The sequence below is a fragment of the Dokdonella soli genome (assembly GCF_039523175.1).
GTDB classification, from domain to species: Bacteria; Pseudomonadota; Gammaproteobacteria; order Xanthomonadales; family Rhodanobacteraceae; genus Dokdonella_A; species Dokdonella_A soli.
Window position 1 is genome coordinate 98,840 of the sequence record NZ_BAAAEU010000006.1, and the last position, 16,262, is coordinate 115,101.

Annotated in this window: 15 protein-coding genes; 3 read left to right on the forward strand and 12 right to left on the reverse strand. The window is 65.5% G+C overall.

Features of this window, described 5'->3' with window-relative positions; genetic code table 11:
- Positions 1-52: 52 nt before the first annotated feature.
- From ABD002_RS06145 to ABD002_RS06195, 11 genes are all read right to left on the reverse strand, one after another.
- A complete protein-coding gene (locus ABD002_RS06145) occupies positions 53-1,333 on the reverse strand; it encodes an acetyl-CoA C-acetyltransferase (RefSeq protein WP_343788239.1) in 1,281 nt (426 codons plus the stop codon).
- Between the two features lie 134 nt (positions 1,334-1,467).
- Positions 1,468-2,385 carry a hypothetical protein gene (locus ABD002_RS06150; protein WP_343788241.1) on the reverse strand — a complete coding sequence of 306 codons (918 nt, stop codon included), beginning with the start codon at positions 2,383-2,385 and terminating at the stop codon, positions 1,468-1,470.
- A gap of 25 nt (positions 2,386-2,410) precedes the next feature.
- Complete coding sequence (locus tag ABD002_RS06155; protein ID WP_343788243.1) at positions 2,411-2,890, reverse strand: GNAT family N-acetyltransferase; 480 nt, start codon at positions 2,888-2,890, stop codon at positions 2,411-2,413.
- Positions 2,891-2,957: 67 nt separating this feature from the next.
- On the reverse strand, positions 2,958-4,256 hold the full coding sequence (locus tag ABD002_RS06160) for a hypothetical protein (RefSeq protein ID WP_343788245.1): 1,299 nt from the start codon (positions 4,254-4,256) through the stop codon (positions 2,958-2,960).
- Positions 4,257-4,365: 109 nt separating this feature from the next.
- Complete coding sequence (ntrC, locus tag ABD002_RS06165; RefSeq protein ID WP_343788247.1) at positions 4,366-5,781, reverse strand: nitrogen regulation protein NR(I); 1,416 nt, start codon at positions 5,779-5,781, stop codon at positions 4,366-4,368.
- A 205-nt stretch (positions 5,782-5,986) separates the two neighbouring features.
- Positions 5,987-7,027, reverse strand: coding sequence for a two-component system sensor histidine kinase NtrB (locus ABD002_RS06170; protein WP_343788249.1), 1,041 nt, complete (start codon positions 7,025-7,027; stop codon positions 5,987-5,989).
- 83 nt (positions 7,028-7,110) lie between these two features.
- A complete protein-coding gene (locus tag ABD002_RS06175; protein WP_343788251.1) occupies positions 7,111-7,896 on the reverse strand; it encodes a LytR/AlgR family response regulator transcription factor in 786 nt (261 codons plus the stop codon).
- A complete protein-coding gene (locus ABD002_RS06180) occupies positions 7,893-8,975 on the reverse strand; it encodes a sensor histidine kinase (RefSeq protein WP_343788253.1) in 1,083 nt (360 codons plus the stop codon). The genes ABD002_RS06175 and ABD002_RS06180 overlap by 4 nt, the downstream gene beginning before the upstream one ends.
- A gap of 61 nt (positions 8,976-9,036) precedes the next feature.
- Positions 9,037-9,738 carry a DUF4386 domain-containing protein gene (locus ABD002_RS06185; protein ID WP_343788255.1) on the reverse strand — a complete coding sequence of 234 codons (702 nt, stop codon included), beginning with the start codon at positions 9,736-9,738 and terminating at the stop codon, positions 9,037-9,039.
- Complete coding sequence (locus tag ABD002_RS06190; RefSeq protein WP_343789369.1) at positions 9,739-10,200, reverse strand: DUF4386 family protein; 462 nt, start codon at positions 10,198-10,200, stop codon at positions 9,739-9,741. It abuts the gene before it with no gap.
- Between the two features lie 3 nt (positions 10,201-10,203).
- Positions 10,204-10,416, reverse strand: coding sequence for a hypothetical protein (locus ABD002_RS06195; RefSeq protein WP_343788257.1), 213 nt, complete (start codon positions 10,414-10,416; stop codon positions 10,204-10,206).
- Between the two features lie 423 nt (positions 10,417-10,839).
- On the opposite strand from ABD002_RS06195, the gene ABD002_RS06200 reads away from it, so the two are divergent.
- Together ABD002_RS06200 and ABD002_RS06205 are read left to right on the forward strand one after the other, a co-directional pair.
- Positions 10,840-11,529 carry a DUF2306 domain-containing protein gene (locus ABD002_RS06200; protein ID WP_343788259.1) on the forward strand — a complete coding sequence of 230 codons (690 nt, stop codon included), beginning with the start codon at positions 10,840-10,842 and terminating at the stop codon, positions 11,527-11,529.
- Between the two features lie 201 nt (positions 11,530-11,730).
- Complete coding sequence (locus ABD002_RS06205) at positions 11,731-13,647, forward strand: hypothetical protein (RefSeq protein ID WP_343788261.1); 1,917 nt, start codon at positions 11,731-11,733, stop codon at positions 13,645-13,647.
- Between the two features lie 130 nt (positions 13,648-13,777).
- Here the strand turns inward: ABD002_RS06205 and glnA are convergent, their stop codons facing one another.
- Positions 13,778-15,187 carry a type I glutamate--ammonia ligase gene (gene glnA / locus ABD002_RS06210; RefSeq protein WP_343788263.1) on the reverse strand — a complete coding sequence of 470 codons (1,410 nt, stop codon included), beginning with the start codon at positions 15,185-15,187 and terminating at the stop codon, positions 13,778-13,780.
- A gap of 241 nt (positions 15,188-15,428) precedes the next feature.
- Between glnA and ABD002_RS06215 the strand changes: the two genes are divergently transcribed.
- Positions 15,429-16,223 carry an undecaprenyl-diphosphate phosphatase gene (locus ABD002_RS06215; RefSeq protein WP_343788265.1) on the forward strand — a complete coding sequence of 265 codons (795 nt, stop codon included), beginning with the start codon at positions 15,429-15,431 and terminating at the stop codon, positions 16,221-16,223.
- The last annotated feature ends 39 nt before the right edge of the window (positions 16,224-16,262 follow it).

Consider the following 16,262-nt stretch of genomic DNA (forward strand, 5'->3'; position numbering starts at 1 on the left):
TCTTCGGGTGAACGGCATCGCGGCTGCCGCCGCTCCCAACTGGAAACAGATGCTACGGCCTTTCGAGGATCGCGGTCACGCCCATGCCTCCGGCGGTGCAGATCGAGATCAGACCGCGCCCAGAGCCCTTGTCCTCAAGCAGTTTCGCCAGCGTCGCGACCAGCCGCGCGCCGGTTGCCGCGAACGGATGACCGGCGGCGAGGCTCGACCCATTGACGTTCATCTTCGCCGGATCGATCGAACCGAGCGGTTTGTCCAGGCCGAGTCGGTTCCTGCAATAGTCGGCCGACTCCCAGGCGCGCAGCGTGCAAAGCACCTGCGCGGCGAACGCCTCATGGATCTCGTAGAAATCGAAGTCCTGCAAGGTGAGGCCGGCCTCGGCGAGCATGCGCGGCACCGCGATCGTCGGCGCCATCAGCAGCCCCTCGCCATGCACGAAATCAACGGCTGCGACGCGCGCATGCGTGAGGTAGGCCTGCGCCTTGAGTCCGCGCGCAGCGGCCCACTCGTCGCTGGCGAGCAGCACCGCGGCGCTACCGTCGGAGAGCGCGCTGGAATTGCCGGCCGTCAAAGTGCCGTGGCCGGATGTCTTGTCGAACGCGGGTTTCAGCGCCGCGAGTTTTTCCAATGTCGTGTCGGGGCGCAGCACGTTGTCGCGGTCGACGCCGCGGAACGGCACGACCAAGTCCTTGAAGAAGCCACGCGCATACGCCGCAGCGAGCTTCTGGTGGCTGGCCAGCGCAAGGCGATCCTGCTCCTCGCGACCGATGTTCCATTCGCGCGCCATCAGTTCGCAGTGGTCGCCCATCGACTTGCCGGTACGCGGCTCGGCAACGCCGGGAAACGACGGCTTCAGTTCCGACAACGAGAAGCCCTTGACCGCTGTCTCGACCTTCTCCAGCGGTGCCTTCGCGCGGTTCATCGCGAGCAGGCGCTGCTGCAGCGGCTTCGAATAGACGATCGGCACGTCGCTGGTGGTGTCCGAGCCGCCGGCGATGCCGACCTCGATCTGCCCGGCCGAGATCTTGTTCGCGATGATGATCGCGTTGTCGAGCGAGGTACCGCAGGCGCGCGCGGTGGTGATGCCCGGCGTGGTCGGCGCGAGGCCGGACGACAGCGTCGCCTCGCGCGCGAGGTTCCAGTCCGAAGCGTGCTTGATGACTGCGCCGTAGGCGACCTCGCCGAGTTCGAGCCCGTGCAGGCCGAAGCGCTCGACCAGGGAGCCCAGCGTCTTCACCGCCATGCCGAAATTGCCGACGTCGGCATAGGCCGTGTTGTTGCGGCAAAACGGAATGCGCACGCCGCCGAGGATGCCGACTCGTTTCAAGATCACGATCTACCTTTATTTGAAAAGCAAGGCGCGAATCATCGGACTGCCAGTGCGTGCTGCCACGATGTCATGGCCATTGTATGCCGAGGAGTTCCGCCCTTGACAATCGCGGTGATATACGACGGCGTCGCGCTGCTTCAGCGCGTGTCCGCCACCCGCAGGGCATTCCCATCAGCAAACATCGACGGAGCCTCGTGCCACATCATCCAGAATTCCGATTGGCCGCGAAGGCGCGCATCAAGATGCGCGGCGTAGTGGGCGAGCACCAGCGCAACATCGGCAGCCTGCGACACAGACTCCAGGCGGAGCGTACGCCGGCCATTGTCGATGTTGAAACCGCAGCTCAGGATGGCCACCGGCACGTCGCGCGAAACGGCCAGTTCCGGCAGGCGGGAAGGCAGCCATGCCGACCGCCCGAGCAGATCCACGCGACACGCCGGCCGCGCCTCGCCGACAGGCAGATCGAGCATCGCCACGACGCTCTCCCGGCGCTGCCATGCGCGTTCGATGCGTCCGACGCTGCCGCCGGTGTACAGCGGCCCGAGGCCGCCGATGCGCGCGAATGCCCAACCACGCAGGCGGCCGTACCAGATCGCGACGCGGCTCATGCCAAGATCGCTGGCACCGGGACGCCGGGCAAGGAAGTGTGCAGCGATGCCGCGAGCGCGCAACAACTTCCAGACCCAGTTGCCGGCACCCCAATGAAAGGTCAGTAGCAACCAGCCGTGACCTTGGGCCGGAAATTCCCCGACGATATCGACGTGCCGTTGCCACCACGCCGTGCTGCGCGTCAACGTCAACCACGTGTCGGCGCGCTCGATCCAGCGGATCAGACGGTAGCGCCACTTCCAGTCGTCCGCGTCGACCATCCCGTCGACGTGATCACGCGCGACCTGCCACGCCGCGTCGGCCTCGACTCGGAACGTCGACGAACGATGCGACACCTGCTTGAGCAAGGCCAGCCCGGCAGGCCACGGCAGCGCAGCGACCAGCATCGGCAGTGCGAACAGACCGAACACGTCGGATGCGCTGCGGCGCAAACGATCGAAGGACATGAGCATGGGTCGCGACACCTGCCGATCAGAACCTTCTTTCCGACGGGCCGAATTCCCGTTCGAACAGCCGATACGGAGTTTCGTCCATGTCGAGTGCCATGTAAGCCTGCTGGGCGCGCCGGTTGTCACGTTCGACATACAGGCGCAGCCCGACGACGCCCGGATCGAGGCGCGCGCGGCGATCGACCTCGGCATGCAAAGCGCGGAACACCCCTCCGCGCCGCGCACCGGGGACTATGTAGACGCTCTGCAGCCACCACCAGTCGCCATTGCGCCAGTCGCTCCACTCGTACGTCACGAGCAGGCAGCCGACAGGCTCACCGGCACACTCCGCGACCAGATAGAAGCCGCGCTGAGGGCGCTCGAACAGCGCCGCAACACCGCGCTCGAGCACGCCGCGATCGAGGCTCTTCTGCTCGGTCTCCAGCGCCATCGCAGCGTTGCTGTCGGCGAGAAAAGGGATATCGGCGATGGTTGCATCGCGGATGGGAACGGTCTCACTCATGGATTCGGACTCAGGAATGTCGGCCGCGCAACAATACACACAAGCGGCCACGCGGATCGAGCGAACCTCATGGATGGGGCTGCGCCAAGCGCTGCGCAGCCAGTGTTCCGTCAGCGCTCACCGATGAGACCGGCAACTCGAAACGCGCCTCACGTTGGGCGTGGAAATTGTCGACATAGAGCAGGCCACGCGTCACGTCGACACCACTGGCGTGCCTGGCACTGCGCAGACTTGCAGGCCGTCGTTCGAAACGTTCGGACAACGTGCCGCCGGGATTGTCGTGCAGCCAGAGCAGCGTCGCCGCGAGGCGCAGATGCGCGGCGAAGTCGAGCGTGCGCTGGTCATAGTCCGCATACGCCGGCGCGGCGATATCGGACAGGATGCAGCCGATCAGGCTCGACACGCATTCCGGCCGGTGCATGAGCGGGCGTGACGGTGCGCTGCGCGAGGACTGGTCGGCCAGCATGTGTGCGACCGCTGCCTCACCGCAATAAGAGGCGAAATTTTCCGCAATCCAGGCTTTGGTTTGTCGCTCTTCGAAGGAGAGCCAGTTGATTGCACGTTCCCACCACGGCCGCTGCGCGCTCTGCGCGGCGACATCGCGCAAGATGCTGGTTTGGGCTCGAAATTCACCGGCCATCTGCGCGCAGCGGTCCACATCGGCTGCGGCGATCGGCTGCGCGGCGCTGACGCACTCGGCGGGCACGGCCTCGCCCGCGCGCAGGCCGGCCAGCATGTCCGCCAACAAATGGATCGCACCGTCCCCATGGCTAGCCGCGATCATTGCCCCGATCAGCGAATTCGTCCCCTGCTGCATCCTTCGCCACGCGCCCAGGTTTCGGCATGTCGAAGTCAATGCGCCGGCATGATCACCATCGACGTACTGCAGCGCGAACGCGCTCAACCAGAGCTGCTGCGCTACGCCGGGATGGGCGATCTGGACGACACGGGGGAGGAATTCGTTCCAGTAGAAATCGGTGTGGTCGAACGCTTGCGCGCGCGCCATCAGGGCCGGATGGCTCGCCAGAATAGTGCGCACCCCTTCCGGATGGGTGACGACCTTCGCGAGACAGCCGGGTGCGCGGATCTCACACAAGGCCGTCGCGTCGATCGGCGGTTCCGCCAGCGGCGGCGCGTCTGGTTCGTGGTTGCCGACGATCTCCCCGGCGGCGAGCTTGTAGCGCACCGCCTCGACGTCCGCGGCCATGCGCGCCGCGAGCTGCTCCTCGGGAACGTCGTAGCGCATGAACCACAGCAGCGGAAACGCGTTGACGCCGCGGGTCGGGCGATAGTCCTTCTGCATCAGCGCCAGTGCATCGCGCTGTTCCTGGGTCGGACCGCGCTGCCGATATGCCGTGAAGATCACGGTGACAAGGACGAACAGCGCGAGCAATCCGCGACCGGTCCAGCGAAGAATCCCCCCAGCCAGCCTCCTTTCCGCTTCGCTACCATCGCCACCCTCCTGCCAAGTGCGTTCAATCGACCCGGTTGCGCTTGCGCCGCGAACTGCCCAGCTTGCGCGTCATCGTGTTGCGGCTCAGGCCCAGCGACGTCGCGGCATGCTGGCGATGCCCGCCGTGCGCGGCCAGCGCGGCGTCGAGCAGCACGCGCTCGAACTCGGCATGGGCCTCGGCGTGGATATTCTCGGCACCGGTTGCGAGTCGCTGATCGGCCCAGGCGCGCAATGCCGTGCTCCAACCGGCGCCTTCGTTCTGCGGCACGCTCTCGACGATCGCCGGCGGCAGGTCACCGACGCCGATCTCGCGGCCCGGCGTGAGCACGGCGAGACGCCGGCACAGGTTCTCGAGCTGGCGCACGTTGCCGGGCCAGTCGTAGTCGCGCAGCGCGCCGAGCGCGGCCGGCGAGAAGCGTTTGGCGGCGCTGCCGACGGCCGCGACCGCGCGCGTCAGGAAATGCTCGGCCAGCAGCGGCACGTCCTCGCGCCGCTCGCGCAGCGCCGGCAGGTGCACGCGCACCACGTCGAGGCGATGCAGGAGGTCGGCGCGGAATTCGCCGCGTGCGACCTTGGCGTCGAGATCCTGGTGCGTGGCCGCGATCACGCGCACATCAGCACGGATCAGCTCGCGGCCGCCGATGCGATAGAACTCGCCGGCCGCCAGCACGCGCAGCAGCCGCGTCTGCAGCGCCAATGGCATGTCGCCGATTTCGTCGAGGAACAACGTGCCGCCATCGGCCTGCTCGAAACGGCCGGCGTGGCGCCGCGCGGCGCCGGTGAACGCGCCGAGCTCGTGGCCGAACAGTTCCGATTCGAGCAGTTCGGCCGGGATCGCCGCGGTGTTGAGCGCGATGAACGGCCGCGCCGCACGTGCGCTCTCGCGATGCAGCGCACGCGCGACCAGTTCCTTGCCGGTGCCGGTTTCGCCGGTGATCAGCACGCCGAGGCCGCTCGCGGCGACCCGGCCGATCGCGCGGAACAGCTCGCGCATGCCGGGGCTGCGGCCGATCAGCTCGGCGTCTTCCGCGTGATCCTGCGCCGACGTTGCCGTCGCGACGTTGCGCGGCTGTGCCAGCGCGCGCCGCGCAGCGGCGACGGCCTGGTCGAGGTCGAACGGCTTGGGCAGATAATCGAACGCGCCGAGCCGGTACGCGGACGCGGTCGAGGCGACATCGGTGAACGCGCTCATCACGATCACCGCGAAGCGCGGTTCATGGGCGGCGATCCGCTCGAGCAGCCGGAGGCCGCTCGCGCCGGGCATGCGCACGTCGGTGAACAGCAGGTCCGGCGTGGCATCGGCGAGCGCCGCCAGCGCGGTTTCGGCGTCGCCGAATTCACGCGGCTGATAGCCGGCTTCGCGCAGCGCGGCGGCGAGCACGAAGCGCACTGCGCGGTCGTCATCGACGATCCAGATCGTGGCGCCGGTCTCGTTCATGCGCGCCTCGCGTCGTTCACGCCCGCAGCGCGGGTGCCTGCTGCCGCTGCACGAAATCCGCCGCCGCGAGTGGACTTGCGGCCTCGCCCCCTCACCCAACCCTCTCCCCCAAGCGGAGCTTGGGGGAGAGGGCTTAGAAGGCGCCGCGAGGTTACAAGCAGTGCTTGGCACGGCCCGATGGAGGGTTCGTCGCGCATGCTGCGATTCACTCCTTCACCGGCAGCAGCAGGCTGAACACCGTCGCGCCGGGGCGACTGGTGTAACCGAGCTCGCCGCCATGTTCACGCGCGATTTCACGCGACAATGCGAGACCGAGCCCGCTGCCATCCGCGCGCCCCGAAACCAGCGGCTCGAACAGCGTGTCGGCGAGTGCGGCCGGCACGCCGCGGCCATCGTCGGCGACATCGACGCGCAGCGCGAGGCGTGCCGCGTGCTCGCCGATGCGCGCGCCGTGTTCCGCCCGCGTGCGCAGGGTGAGTTCATGGGCACCGGCCTCGACCGCGTTCCGAGCGAGGTTCAACAGCGCCTGCTGCAGGCGGTCCGCATCGACGCTGACCGGCGGCAGGCTCGGGTCGTAGTCACGGCGCAACCGGGGTGGCGCCGATCCGGCCGCTATCAGTGCCGCAACGCGCTCGATGACTTCGTGGATGTTGACGCGCGCGAGCCGCGGTTTCGCGCCGGTATGCAATAGCCGTTCGGACAAGTCGGCGAGGCGATCGACCTCGCCGACGATCAGTCCCGCGAGTTCCTGCAAATCGGGCCCATCGACACGTCGCTGCAGCAGTTGTGCCGCGCCGCGCATGCCGGCGAGCGGACCGCGAACCTCGTGCGCGAAGCCGCGCAGCGACTCGGACAGACGCGAGCCCGAAGCCGCATCGCCGAGTGCGGGCGGCAGCACTTCGAGCAGCAGCGCGCGTGCGTCGAGCGGGGTCAACGCGAGATCCGCACCACGATCGCCGATCGCAGTGCGCAGACGCGCCTCGCGCAACCAGATGCGCCGATCCTGGGCAAACGCGCGCGCGGCCGCCTCGGACAGCAGCGGCGGTTTCGCGTCGAGCACCGCCAGCGCCTCGCCGCGCCAGTTGCGCGCACCGGCGCCCAGCCAGTCGAGCAGCGCCACATTCACCGCCTGGAGGCCGAGCTCACGATCGACGATCGCCATCGGTGTCGCGCAGTGCTCGGACAGCGGCCAGCCGGCAAGGGTCGACGTCGACTCCGGGAGCGACTGGGTGTCGTAGGGTCGCATTGCACAAGTTTAGTGCAAAGCAGTGCGGCGCTGCATGCCGCTTTCAGAAGACTTCCGTGGGCAAAACACCTATGTCGCTTCGGTCACATCTGACGGAAGTGGTGCAGGTAACTGCGGCTCACGGGCAGCACCTCGTTGCGACCCTTCAAGTGGATGTGTGCAGTCTCGTTGACGCCGCGCGTGACATGGCTGATCGCCTGAAGGTTCACCACCACCGAGCGGTGCACCTGCACGAAGTGCGCGGCGTCGAGCTGGGCCACCAGTTCCTTCAGCGGCGTACGGATCAGCGCCTCGCCGGGCCTCCCCATATCGCCGCGCCAGGCGATCAGCGTGTACTTCTCGTCGGAGCGCAGGAAATCGATCTCGTCGACCGGGATCAGGCGCAGCGCCTGCCCGATCGATGCGCGAATCCAGCGCAGCGGAGCCGGGGCGGTGTTCTTGTGCAGATGCGCCGCCAACTGTTCCAGCAATGCCGCGGCGTCGGGCAGCGGCTGAGCGGCGCGCAGCCGCTCTTGCAGACGCGAGACGGTTTCGGCCAGACGCGCCGGCTCCACCGGCTTGACCAGATAATCGAGCACGCCCTGCTCGAAGGCCTGGACCGCGTACTTGTCGTAGGCCGTGACGAACACGAGGTGAGCGCGACGACCGATCCGGCGTGCGGCCTCCACGCCCGAGAGGCCCGGCATGTGCACATCGAGAAAACAGATGTCGGGTCGCTGCGCCTCGAACTGCTCGACCGCCTCGCGGCCGTTGCGTGCCTGCGCCACCACGTCCAGCTCGGGCCACGCCTGCGTCAGCAGGCGCGTCAGCGACTTGCGCAGCAAGGGCTCATCATCGGCGATCAGTGCGGTGGGACGTCGTGCCGTCATGCCGGGCTCCGCTGCGCCGGAAAGTCGAGTTCCGCGCATACGCCGTGGGGTTCGAGCGCTGTGAGCCGCAGGTGCGCATCGCCGCCGAAGGTCAGCTGCAGGCGTTCGCGCAGCGTCGACAGGCCGGTACCCAGCCCGTTACCGGCGCGTTGCAGGCCCACGCCGGTGTCGACGACATCCGCGCGGCAGCGCCCGTCCTGCATGCGCACGCGCACTTCGATGCGACCGCCCTCCTCGCTCGGATCGATGCCGTGGCGCACGGCGTTCTCGACCAGCGTCAATAGCGTCATCGGCGGGCAGCGCAGATCCAGGGCGGTCTCGTCGGCCTGCAGCATGAACTGGAGGCGATCGGGCATGCGCATGTGCATCAACTCCAGATAGGCGCGCACAAGCTGCAGTTCCTGGCCCAAGGTCGTCGCCGGCTCGTGCAGGCGCGGCACCGCGGCGCGCAGATAGGCAATCAGGCTGTCCAGCACTGTGGAGGCTTGCGGCGAACCGGAGTCCACCAGCTCGCGCACGTTCGCCAGCGTGTTGAACAGGAAGTGCGGCGCTACCTGCGCCTGCAGCAGGCGCAGGCGGGAGTCGAGCGCGTTGCGCTCCAGTTCGCTGCGTTCGAGATCGAAAGCCAACGCCTGATGACGGGCCAACGCATCCTTCTGTCGCACCAGCGCCGCCAGCGCCATCCACGGCGCCAGCAGCTCGCCGAGCACGCTCAGCATCGCGAAGCCGCCCAGGCGATCTTCGTCCTGCCAGAACGGCGGCGCGCCGGCATCGGTCGACAGCACATAGATCGCATACGTGGCCAACGGCATCGCGACCGCCACGCCCAGCACCTGCAACACCCAGCGCGCGAGCCACGCCGGCAGCCGCTTGGGCCATTGTTCGAACAACCCGAACGCCAGCATCGCGACCAGCCCGAGCGTCACCGTGCGGATCAGCAAGGACATCAACCCCGACTTCCAGCCGAGGCCGAGCGGCAGTCCAATCAAGATCGACGCGCACAGCGTGAACCGCACGCGCCGCCATCCCAGCAACAAGGCCAAGCCGCGCGGCTTTGCGGGAACGATAGATGCGTGCATGGTGTGAGGATAATCCAGACCACCCGCCCGCTCGGGGTCACCGAGGTCGGGCGGCGCAAGATCAGGACGCCGGGGCATTCACTGCCTGCTCCTTTGCGCCCATGACCAGGAGCCACAACATGAAGGCAACCTCTCCGAGTTGGGCGGGGAAGGCGATGCTGGAGACCACATCCTCGTATTGCGGCAGCAGTAAGCCGGTAAAGCTCAGCGCCAGATAGGCGAAGCCGTTGATGACCAACCAGACCCCCAGGAAGCGGGGCAGGAAACGCGACCTGTACACAAGGATCGCCAACGGGAAGAGCCATAGCCCCCAGAAGATCTCGGCGGCAACGATCTCCTGGCCATGCAGACGAAGGAACAGCATGGCCAAGGCATCCCGCTGAGGCTTGTCGAATGCAGACAGGAAATCGGCGCCGCGCACGAGCATCAGAGCCGCAAAGTCGTTCAGCAGGTTGAAGAAGTAGAGGGCGGCTGGCATCACACCACCCAGGATCACCACCAGCACCGCGAGGTTCTTGTCCACCCCCTTGAACAGCCGGTAAAGCGCCAGCACGAGGAAGATCAAGAGAGTCCCGCAGAACAGGTCGCTGGCGATGCCGAGACGGAACATCGACTCGTGCGCGGCGATGTTGTTGGCCGTCGCAGTCGCGTTGCCACGCACGAACAGCGTGCTGGGGATATAGATGAGTCGAAGGGGCCCGGCGATCACGAGCAGGAGATAGAGGAATCCCGCAACTCGGGCGTTCTTGCTGATCACGGTCATCTACTCTCTCCTTGACGGTGGTTGCCGTTCCTCAAAGCCCTTGGCCATCAGCCATGCCGCCAGGGCCAACTGGCTCAGGCCCAAGGGCAGGAGCAGCAGGAACACGATGTGATAGCCGAACAGGGGCATCGTGAAGGCAATGAGCATCAGCATCGCGGCGCCCAGCCCGAAGGCAGCCAACACCCGCGGAACCAGCGCGAAGCGATACAGCATGCTGTACAGCATGAAGACCACGCCGCCCGCAACGATCAGATTCATGTAGTGCGCCCAGTATCGTGCGGAGCCGACCGCCCCCGCGAGGGTCTGGAACAGATCACCGTTTGCAGCACCCGCCTTTGCATAAGCCTGGCTCAACGACAGCATGGAGAGCACTGTGGTGTACTCCACCGCGCTCAATGAAAAGCCGGCGACGGCGAGCACCAGCAACCAGAGCGCCATCGCGCTGCCATGGCGACGGAAGATCGGCTACGCCGTGATCGCGATGCCGACCGAAAGCGCACTCGTCGCAAGTCCGATGAGCACGGCCAGTCCGATCTGCTGTGCGTGCGCCACCGCATTCACCAGGAAACCCGGCGGCTGGTTTATGGGATCCAGCAATACGAAGTTCACCAGCGCGCTGCCGGCCATCTGCAGCAGCAACGTACCGATCGTTCGGCCCGCGCGTTTTGCGGTTTCCATCAGCGACTCCCACGATCGATCCTCGATGTCCGCCTCATCATAGATGTGGCAGCCACAGGATGATTGATGCCGCGATGGCTGGTTGTCGCAGAAAGCCGGTTGGGAAAGAAGCGCGATCCGACCAGCCACGCTGCGACGCGGATGAGTCACGCTGGACGGCGATGAGCTGCGGGCAAGTGAGTCGAGTGCGAAGGATCGGCGACGTGTCACAGGCACGTGTCGCCAGCTCCGGTGCGGACCCGCGGCGCGCGACTGCGACGATCGCCGTCTGTCCGCTTCCACCGTGGTTCATGCACGACTAGCCGTCGACCATCGCAAACCGCTTTGCGGTGCCAAGTCGTGCGGGCACATTCGCGCGTCGATGGCTGCGCTGTTGCACGCAAGTGCGCGATGCGCGGCGCGACGACCGAGGAGGACCCGCACATGAAGTTCATCCACATCATTGCCGGACTGCTGGCGCTCACATCGGGAGCCGTTGCGCTCTATGCCGCGAAGGGATCGACGGTTCACCGCAAGAGCGGGATGATCTTCGTCATTGCGATGCTGGTGCTGACATCCAGCGCTGTGGTGATGGCGGCGTTCCTGAGGCCGAACAGGGTGAACGTGATCGCCGGCGTGCTGACCTTCTACCTGGTCAGCACCGCGCTGCTCACGGTGCGGCGTCCCGTAGAACAATCGCGCGGGCTGGTGACGGGCTTCATGCTGCTCGCGCTGACGGGGAGTGCATACGCCTTCGCCCTGGGCTTCGAAGGCTTGCACAGCGCTGACGGCAGCGTGGACGGGCTCCCGCCGCAGCCTCTCTTCATGTTCGGCGTCGTGGGCCTTTTGGGAGGGCTATTGGACGCACGCATGTTGTGGGCCCGAAGCATTCAGGGCGCCCATCGGCTTGCCAGGCATCTGTGGCGCATGAGTTTCGCGATGTGGATTGCGACCCTATCGTTTTTCCTGGGCCAGGCCAGGTTTTTCCCCGCGCCGATTCGCCAGTCCGGCGTGCTGGCGATTCCAGTCGTGCTGGTACTTTTGGTCATGCTCTATTGGCTGGTGCGCGTGCTCTTGAAGCGGCGCAGTCCAGCCACCCTTCCGATGAGGTCCGGCGAAGCGGCTCCACGCTGACCACCAGCGTCCATTCGGCGAGAGCCGTGGCGCGCGAAACTCGGGGAAATAGCCTCGCACGGACTGTCGAAAGGCTGTCGCCAAGTAGTCCAGGCTCCCCGGACAGAGGCAAGTTTTTGCGTCGACAGGTGTCGCAATCCAGAGCAAAATGGCGTTTCTCGAAGGTGCCCGGCATCTTGATGCCGAGGCGAGAGAAGTGTCATGGCAACGCGCGTGCGTATTACCGCTTGTTGGACAAGATGGCTGCTTGCCGCTCTGACCCTGCTCAGCGTCGATGCCCCTGCCATCTGCCTGCCGATCCCGCACTACCGTTACGTAGGTAACGTCGCCGGCGACGCCACCTGCACGGATAACGACATCCAGTCAGCGATCAACAACGCGACCTGTCCGGGTACGACGATCCTGATTACGAACGAGCGCACCTACACCTCGCAGGCGCTCACCATTTTCAATAAATCCCTGGCATTGGTCGGGGTCGGAGCCGGCGTTCCCTGCGGCCACACGATCGGAATTTGCGATCCGAGCATTGGCTGTGGGGGCGGTGGCGGCGGTCCGCCGCCTGCGCCTGCCGTCACCTTGCACGGGACCGGCAGCACCAGCGTCATTTTCATCTACGGCGGCGGCAACGTGACCCTGCAGTCGCTTAAGCTCACCGGCGGTGGCGGCAGTCAGGGTGGCGGCATCCTCTTCGGAGGGTACGGCTCGCTGACGGTGGTCGATTCCTCAATCGTCAACAACAGCGCAAGCAACGGCGGCGGCATTTTTTTCTCCGGCCTCGGCGGCAACGCTACGCTCACGCTCGGCGCCGGAACGATCATCGAAGAGAACACCGCAACGATCGATGGCGGCGGCATCTACCTGGCAGGCGCCACTCGTCTGCTGGCGCTCGCACCTTACACATTCATCGGATACAACCACACGCCGAATGGCAACGGTGGCGGCATCTTGATGGCGGGGCCTCCTCCGGCTCAGGCGGACATCGGATCCCCAGGCTACAACGGCGCGCCGGTGATCGAATTCAACGACGCCGCCTACGGCGGCGGCATCGCGTTGGTTGCGCAGGGTCCGGAAAACGGAGTCGAAGACGTCAGGGTGAACCTGTTTGCGACGGACCCCAACCATCCTGGCGCGATATCGAACAACTCGGCGACCCAGGCGGGCGGGGGTATCTACCTCAAGCCCAATTGGGATCTTGCCGTTCCCGGGCCGATCTACGCCTTGCTCTGCGCAACCAATTTTCGAATCGACGGCAATGTCGCGCCGGAGGGTTCCGCGATCTATGCGGACTACCATGCCGTTAGCGGAACCATCACCGATGCCGGCGCAGTCCAATTCAATCCGAGTTCGCAATGCTACGACTACAACTACGGTGCGTCTTTGGCTTCTCTCGGCGGCGTCAACTGTGCTGCAGGAGTAGCCTGCAATACCGTGAACAACAATGGGTCGCTCGATGCGAGCAGTCAGCCGACGGCCGGTGCAGCACTATTCATCAACCGCGCCGGATATCTGGATGCGCGCCGCTTCACGATGCGTTTCAACCAGGGCGGCCATGCCATTCGCCTGGTCGGCGGCCAGCCGGCGAACGTCATTGACTGTCTTCTGGCCGACAACACGCAGAGCGCTGAACTGATCCGGGCCGAGAATACGGATATCGACATCGACTCGTGCACGCTGGCCAACAATTCGCTCGGCGGCGCGAGCGTCATCTACAACACCACGAGCGGCAATTCCTTCTATGACACATTGCAGGACAGCATCATCGACCAGCCTGGCCTGGTGACGCTGAATTCAGGCACACACATCGGCGTGTCGTATGTGCTGTCGAACGATATCAGCACGATTCCGTTCGGCGGCACGCAGGGCACCCCAACCTTCGTCAATGCGGCTGCAGGCGACTACCACCTGCAGATCACGTCGCTCGGCGTCGACTTTGCTCCTCCCGAAAGTTATCCGGCCGGCACCGAGCCGAGTGTGGATCTCGACGGCATGCGGCGCGTTTTTGATATCCCCACCGTGCCGAATGTCCATGGTCCGCGCGATCTGGGGGATTATGAACGCGTCCCCGCGTGTTACCGGCCGGACACGATGTTCTGCGACGGCTTTGACGCAATGTATTAGCGTAGAACCTCGCATGACCCCAAGGGGCAGAACAGCCTCCGACCATCGCGATCGACAAGCGCCCGGCCGGAACAGGGCCGGGCGCCGCGGGTCAGGTCAGATCGCGTAGTACATCTGCGCGCGATCTGCCTCAGATCGCGTAATACATCTGATACTCGAGCGGATGCGTCGCCGCGCGGAAACGCGTGACTTCCTGCATCTTCAGCGTGATGTACGCGTCGATCAGGTCATCGCTGAACACGCCGCCGGCCTTCAGGAAGCCGCGGTCCTTGTCGAGCGCGTCGAGCGCCTGGTCGAGCGAATGGCAGACCGTCGGGATGTTCTTTTCCTCTTCCGGCGGCAGGTCGTACAGATCCTTGTCGGCCGGCGCACCCGGGTCGATCTTGTTCAGAATACCGTCGAGCCCGGCCATCATCAGCGCGGTGAACGTCAGGTAGCCGCTGTTCATCGGGTCCGGGAAACGCACCTCGATGCGGCGTCCCTTCGGGCTGTGCACGAACGGAATGCGGCAGCTCGCGGAACGATTGCGCGCGGAATAGGCAAGCATCACCGGCGCTTCGAAGCCCGGCACCAGGCGCTTGTAGCTGTTCGTCGTCGAGTTCGCGAACGCGTTGATCGCGCGCGCGTGCTTGAAGATGCCGCCGATGTAGTACAGCGCGGTCTGCGACAGGCCGCCGTAGAGATCGCCGGCGAACAGGTTCTGGCCGTTCTTCGCCAGCGACTGATGCACGTGCATGCCCGAACCGTTGTCCCCGACCACGGGCTTCGGCATGAACGTCACCGTCTTGCCGCTCTGGTGCGCGACGTTCTTGATCACGTACTTCATCGTGATCAGTTCGTCGGCCTTCTTGAGCAGCGTGTTGAAGCGCGTGCCGATTTCGCACTGGCCCGCGTTCGCGACTTCGTGGTGGTGTACCTCGACGACCTGGCCGACCTGTTCGAGCACCTTGCACATCTCGCTGCGCAGGTCCTGGAACGTGTCGACTGGCGAGACCGGGAAATAGCCGCCCTTGATGCCGCCGCGATGGCCGGAATTGCCGCCCTCGAACGACTTGCCGGACGACCACGCGGCTTCCTCGGATTCGATCTCGTACGACACGTGATTCATGTCGTTGCGGTAGCGCACCGAGTCGAAGATGAAGAATTCGGGCTCCGGACCGAAGAACGCGGTGTCGGCGATGCCGGTCGATTTCAGGTACGCCTCGGCGCGCCGGGCGACCGAGCGCGGATCGCGCGAATACGCCTGCATCGTGCTCGGTTCCAGCACGTCGCACTGCAGGAGCAGGGTCTTGTCGGCCATGAACGGATCGATGATCGCGGTGTCCGCATCCGGCAGCAGCACCATGTCCGATTCGTTGATGCCCTTCCAGCCGGCGATCGACGAGCCGTCGAACATCTTGCCGTCCTCGAACAGCGACTCGTCGACCGCATGCACCGGGAACGTGATGTGGTGCTGCTTGCCGAGCATGTCGGCGAAGCGCAGGTCGACGAATTCGACGGCGTTGTCCTTGATCAGCTTGAGCACGTTTTGCGCGGACATGGGAAATCTCCTGGGAGGGTGCGCTGTTACAGCAACCGGCATGCCAACGCTCTCGCTTGGCACACCGCAGTTAAATCAATGGCTTGCCGTGACGACATCGAATCGAATGCACATAAAGCATGCAAACATTACGGCTATTTCACCGATTCTGTGCATTCGATAACGATCCGGCCCGCGATTAGACTGCGCACGCATGGCGCGGTCCGGCGCCTCCGTCCCTCCCCCATCCCAAGGCTGACCCGTGAGCGATCTCGTCAACACGATCCTGCTCGGCATCATCGAAGGCATCACCGAATTCCTGCCGGTGTCCAGCACCGGCCACCTGCTGATCGCCGAGCACTGGCTTGGTCAGCGTTCAGACGTGTTCAATGTCGTGATCCAGGCCGGTGCGATCCTCGCCGTGGCATTGATCTATCGCGAACGGCTGTGGCAGCTGGCGACCGGATTCGCCAAACCCGAGAACCGTGACTATGCGCTGAAACTCGCGGTCGCGTTCCTGATCACCGCCGTGCTCGGCTTCGTCGCGACCCGGCTCGGCTTCAAGCTGCCGGAAAAGATCACGCCGGTTGCGTGGGCGCTGATCATCGGCGGCGTCTGGATGCTCGGTGCGGAGTGGCTTGCTGCGAAACAGCCGGACCGCACGCCGGTGACTTGGCGCGTCGCGATCCTGGTCGGCCTCGCCCAGGTCGTCGCCGCGGTCTTCCCGGGCACTTCGCGCTCGGCCGCGACGATCTTCATCGCGATGCTCGCCGGCACCAGCAACCGTGCCGCCGCGACCGAGTTCGCGTTCCTGGTCGGCATCCCGACGATGTTCGCCGCGAGCGGCTACGAGCTGTTGAAAGCACTCAAGGCCGGCGGTGGTGCGCACGAGGACTGGAACGCGCTGGCGATCGCGTTCGTGGTCTCGCTGGTCACCGCGTTCGTCGCGGTGAAGTGGCTGCTCGGCTACATCCGCGCGCACCGCTTCACGCCGTTCGCGATCTACCGGATCGTGCTCGGCATCGCGTTGCTGATCGCGTTGCCGGCGGGGGTTTGACGCGCGTGTTGGCATCGCTGCGCTCGGCCCAACCTACCC

Bases quoted from the DNA above. Each gene is read 5' to 3' on its own strand.
- ABD002_RS06150 (WP_343788241.1), bottom strand. From the start codon at position 2,385: ATGTCCTTCGATCGTTTGCGCCGCAGCGCATCCGACGTGTTCGGTCTG.
- ABD002_RS06155 (WP_343788243.1), bottom strand. From the start codon at position 2,890: ATGAGTGAGACCGTTCCCATCCGCGATGCAACCATCGCCGATATCCCT.
- ntrC (WP_343788247.1), bottom strand. From the start codon at position 5,781: ATGAACGAGACCGGCGCCACGATCTGGATCGTCGATGACGACCGCGCA.
- ABD002_RS06170 (WP_343788249.1), bottom strand. From the start codon at position 7,027: ATGCGACCCTACGACACCCAGTCGCTCCCGGAGTCGACGTCGACCCTT.
- ABD002_RS06175 (WP_343788251.1), bottom strand. From the start codon at position 7,896: ATGACGGCACGACGTCCCACCGCACTGATCGCCGATGATGAGCCCTTG.
- ABD002_RS06180 (WP_343788253.1), bottom strand. From the start codon at position 8,975: ATGCACGCATCTATCGTTCCCGCAAAGCCGCGCGGCTTGGCCTTGTTG.
- ABD002_RS06185 (WP_343788255.1), bottom strand. From the start codon at position 9,738: ATGACCGTGATCAGCAAGAACGCCCGAGTTGCGGGATTCCTCTATCTC.
- ABD002_RS06195 (WP_343788257.1), bottom strand. From the start codon at position 10,416: ATGGAAACCGCAAAACGCGCGGGCCGAACGATCGGTACGTTGCTGCTG.
- ABD002_RS06200 (WP_343788259.1), top strand. From the start codon at position 10,840: ATGAAGTTCATCCACATCATTGCCGGACTGCTGGCGCTCACATCGGGA.
- ABD002_RS06205 (WP_343788261.1), top strand. From the start codon at position 11,731: ATGGCAACGCGCGTGCGTATTACCGCTTGTTGGACAAGATGGCTGCTT.
- glnA (WP_343788263.1), bottom strand. From the start codon at position 15,187: ATGTCCGCGCAAAACGTGCTCAAGCTGATCAAGGACAACGCCGTCGAA.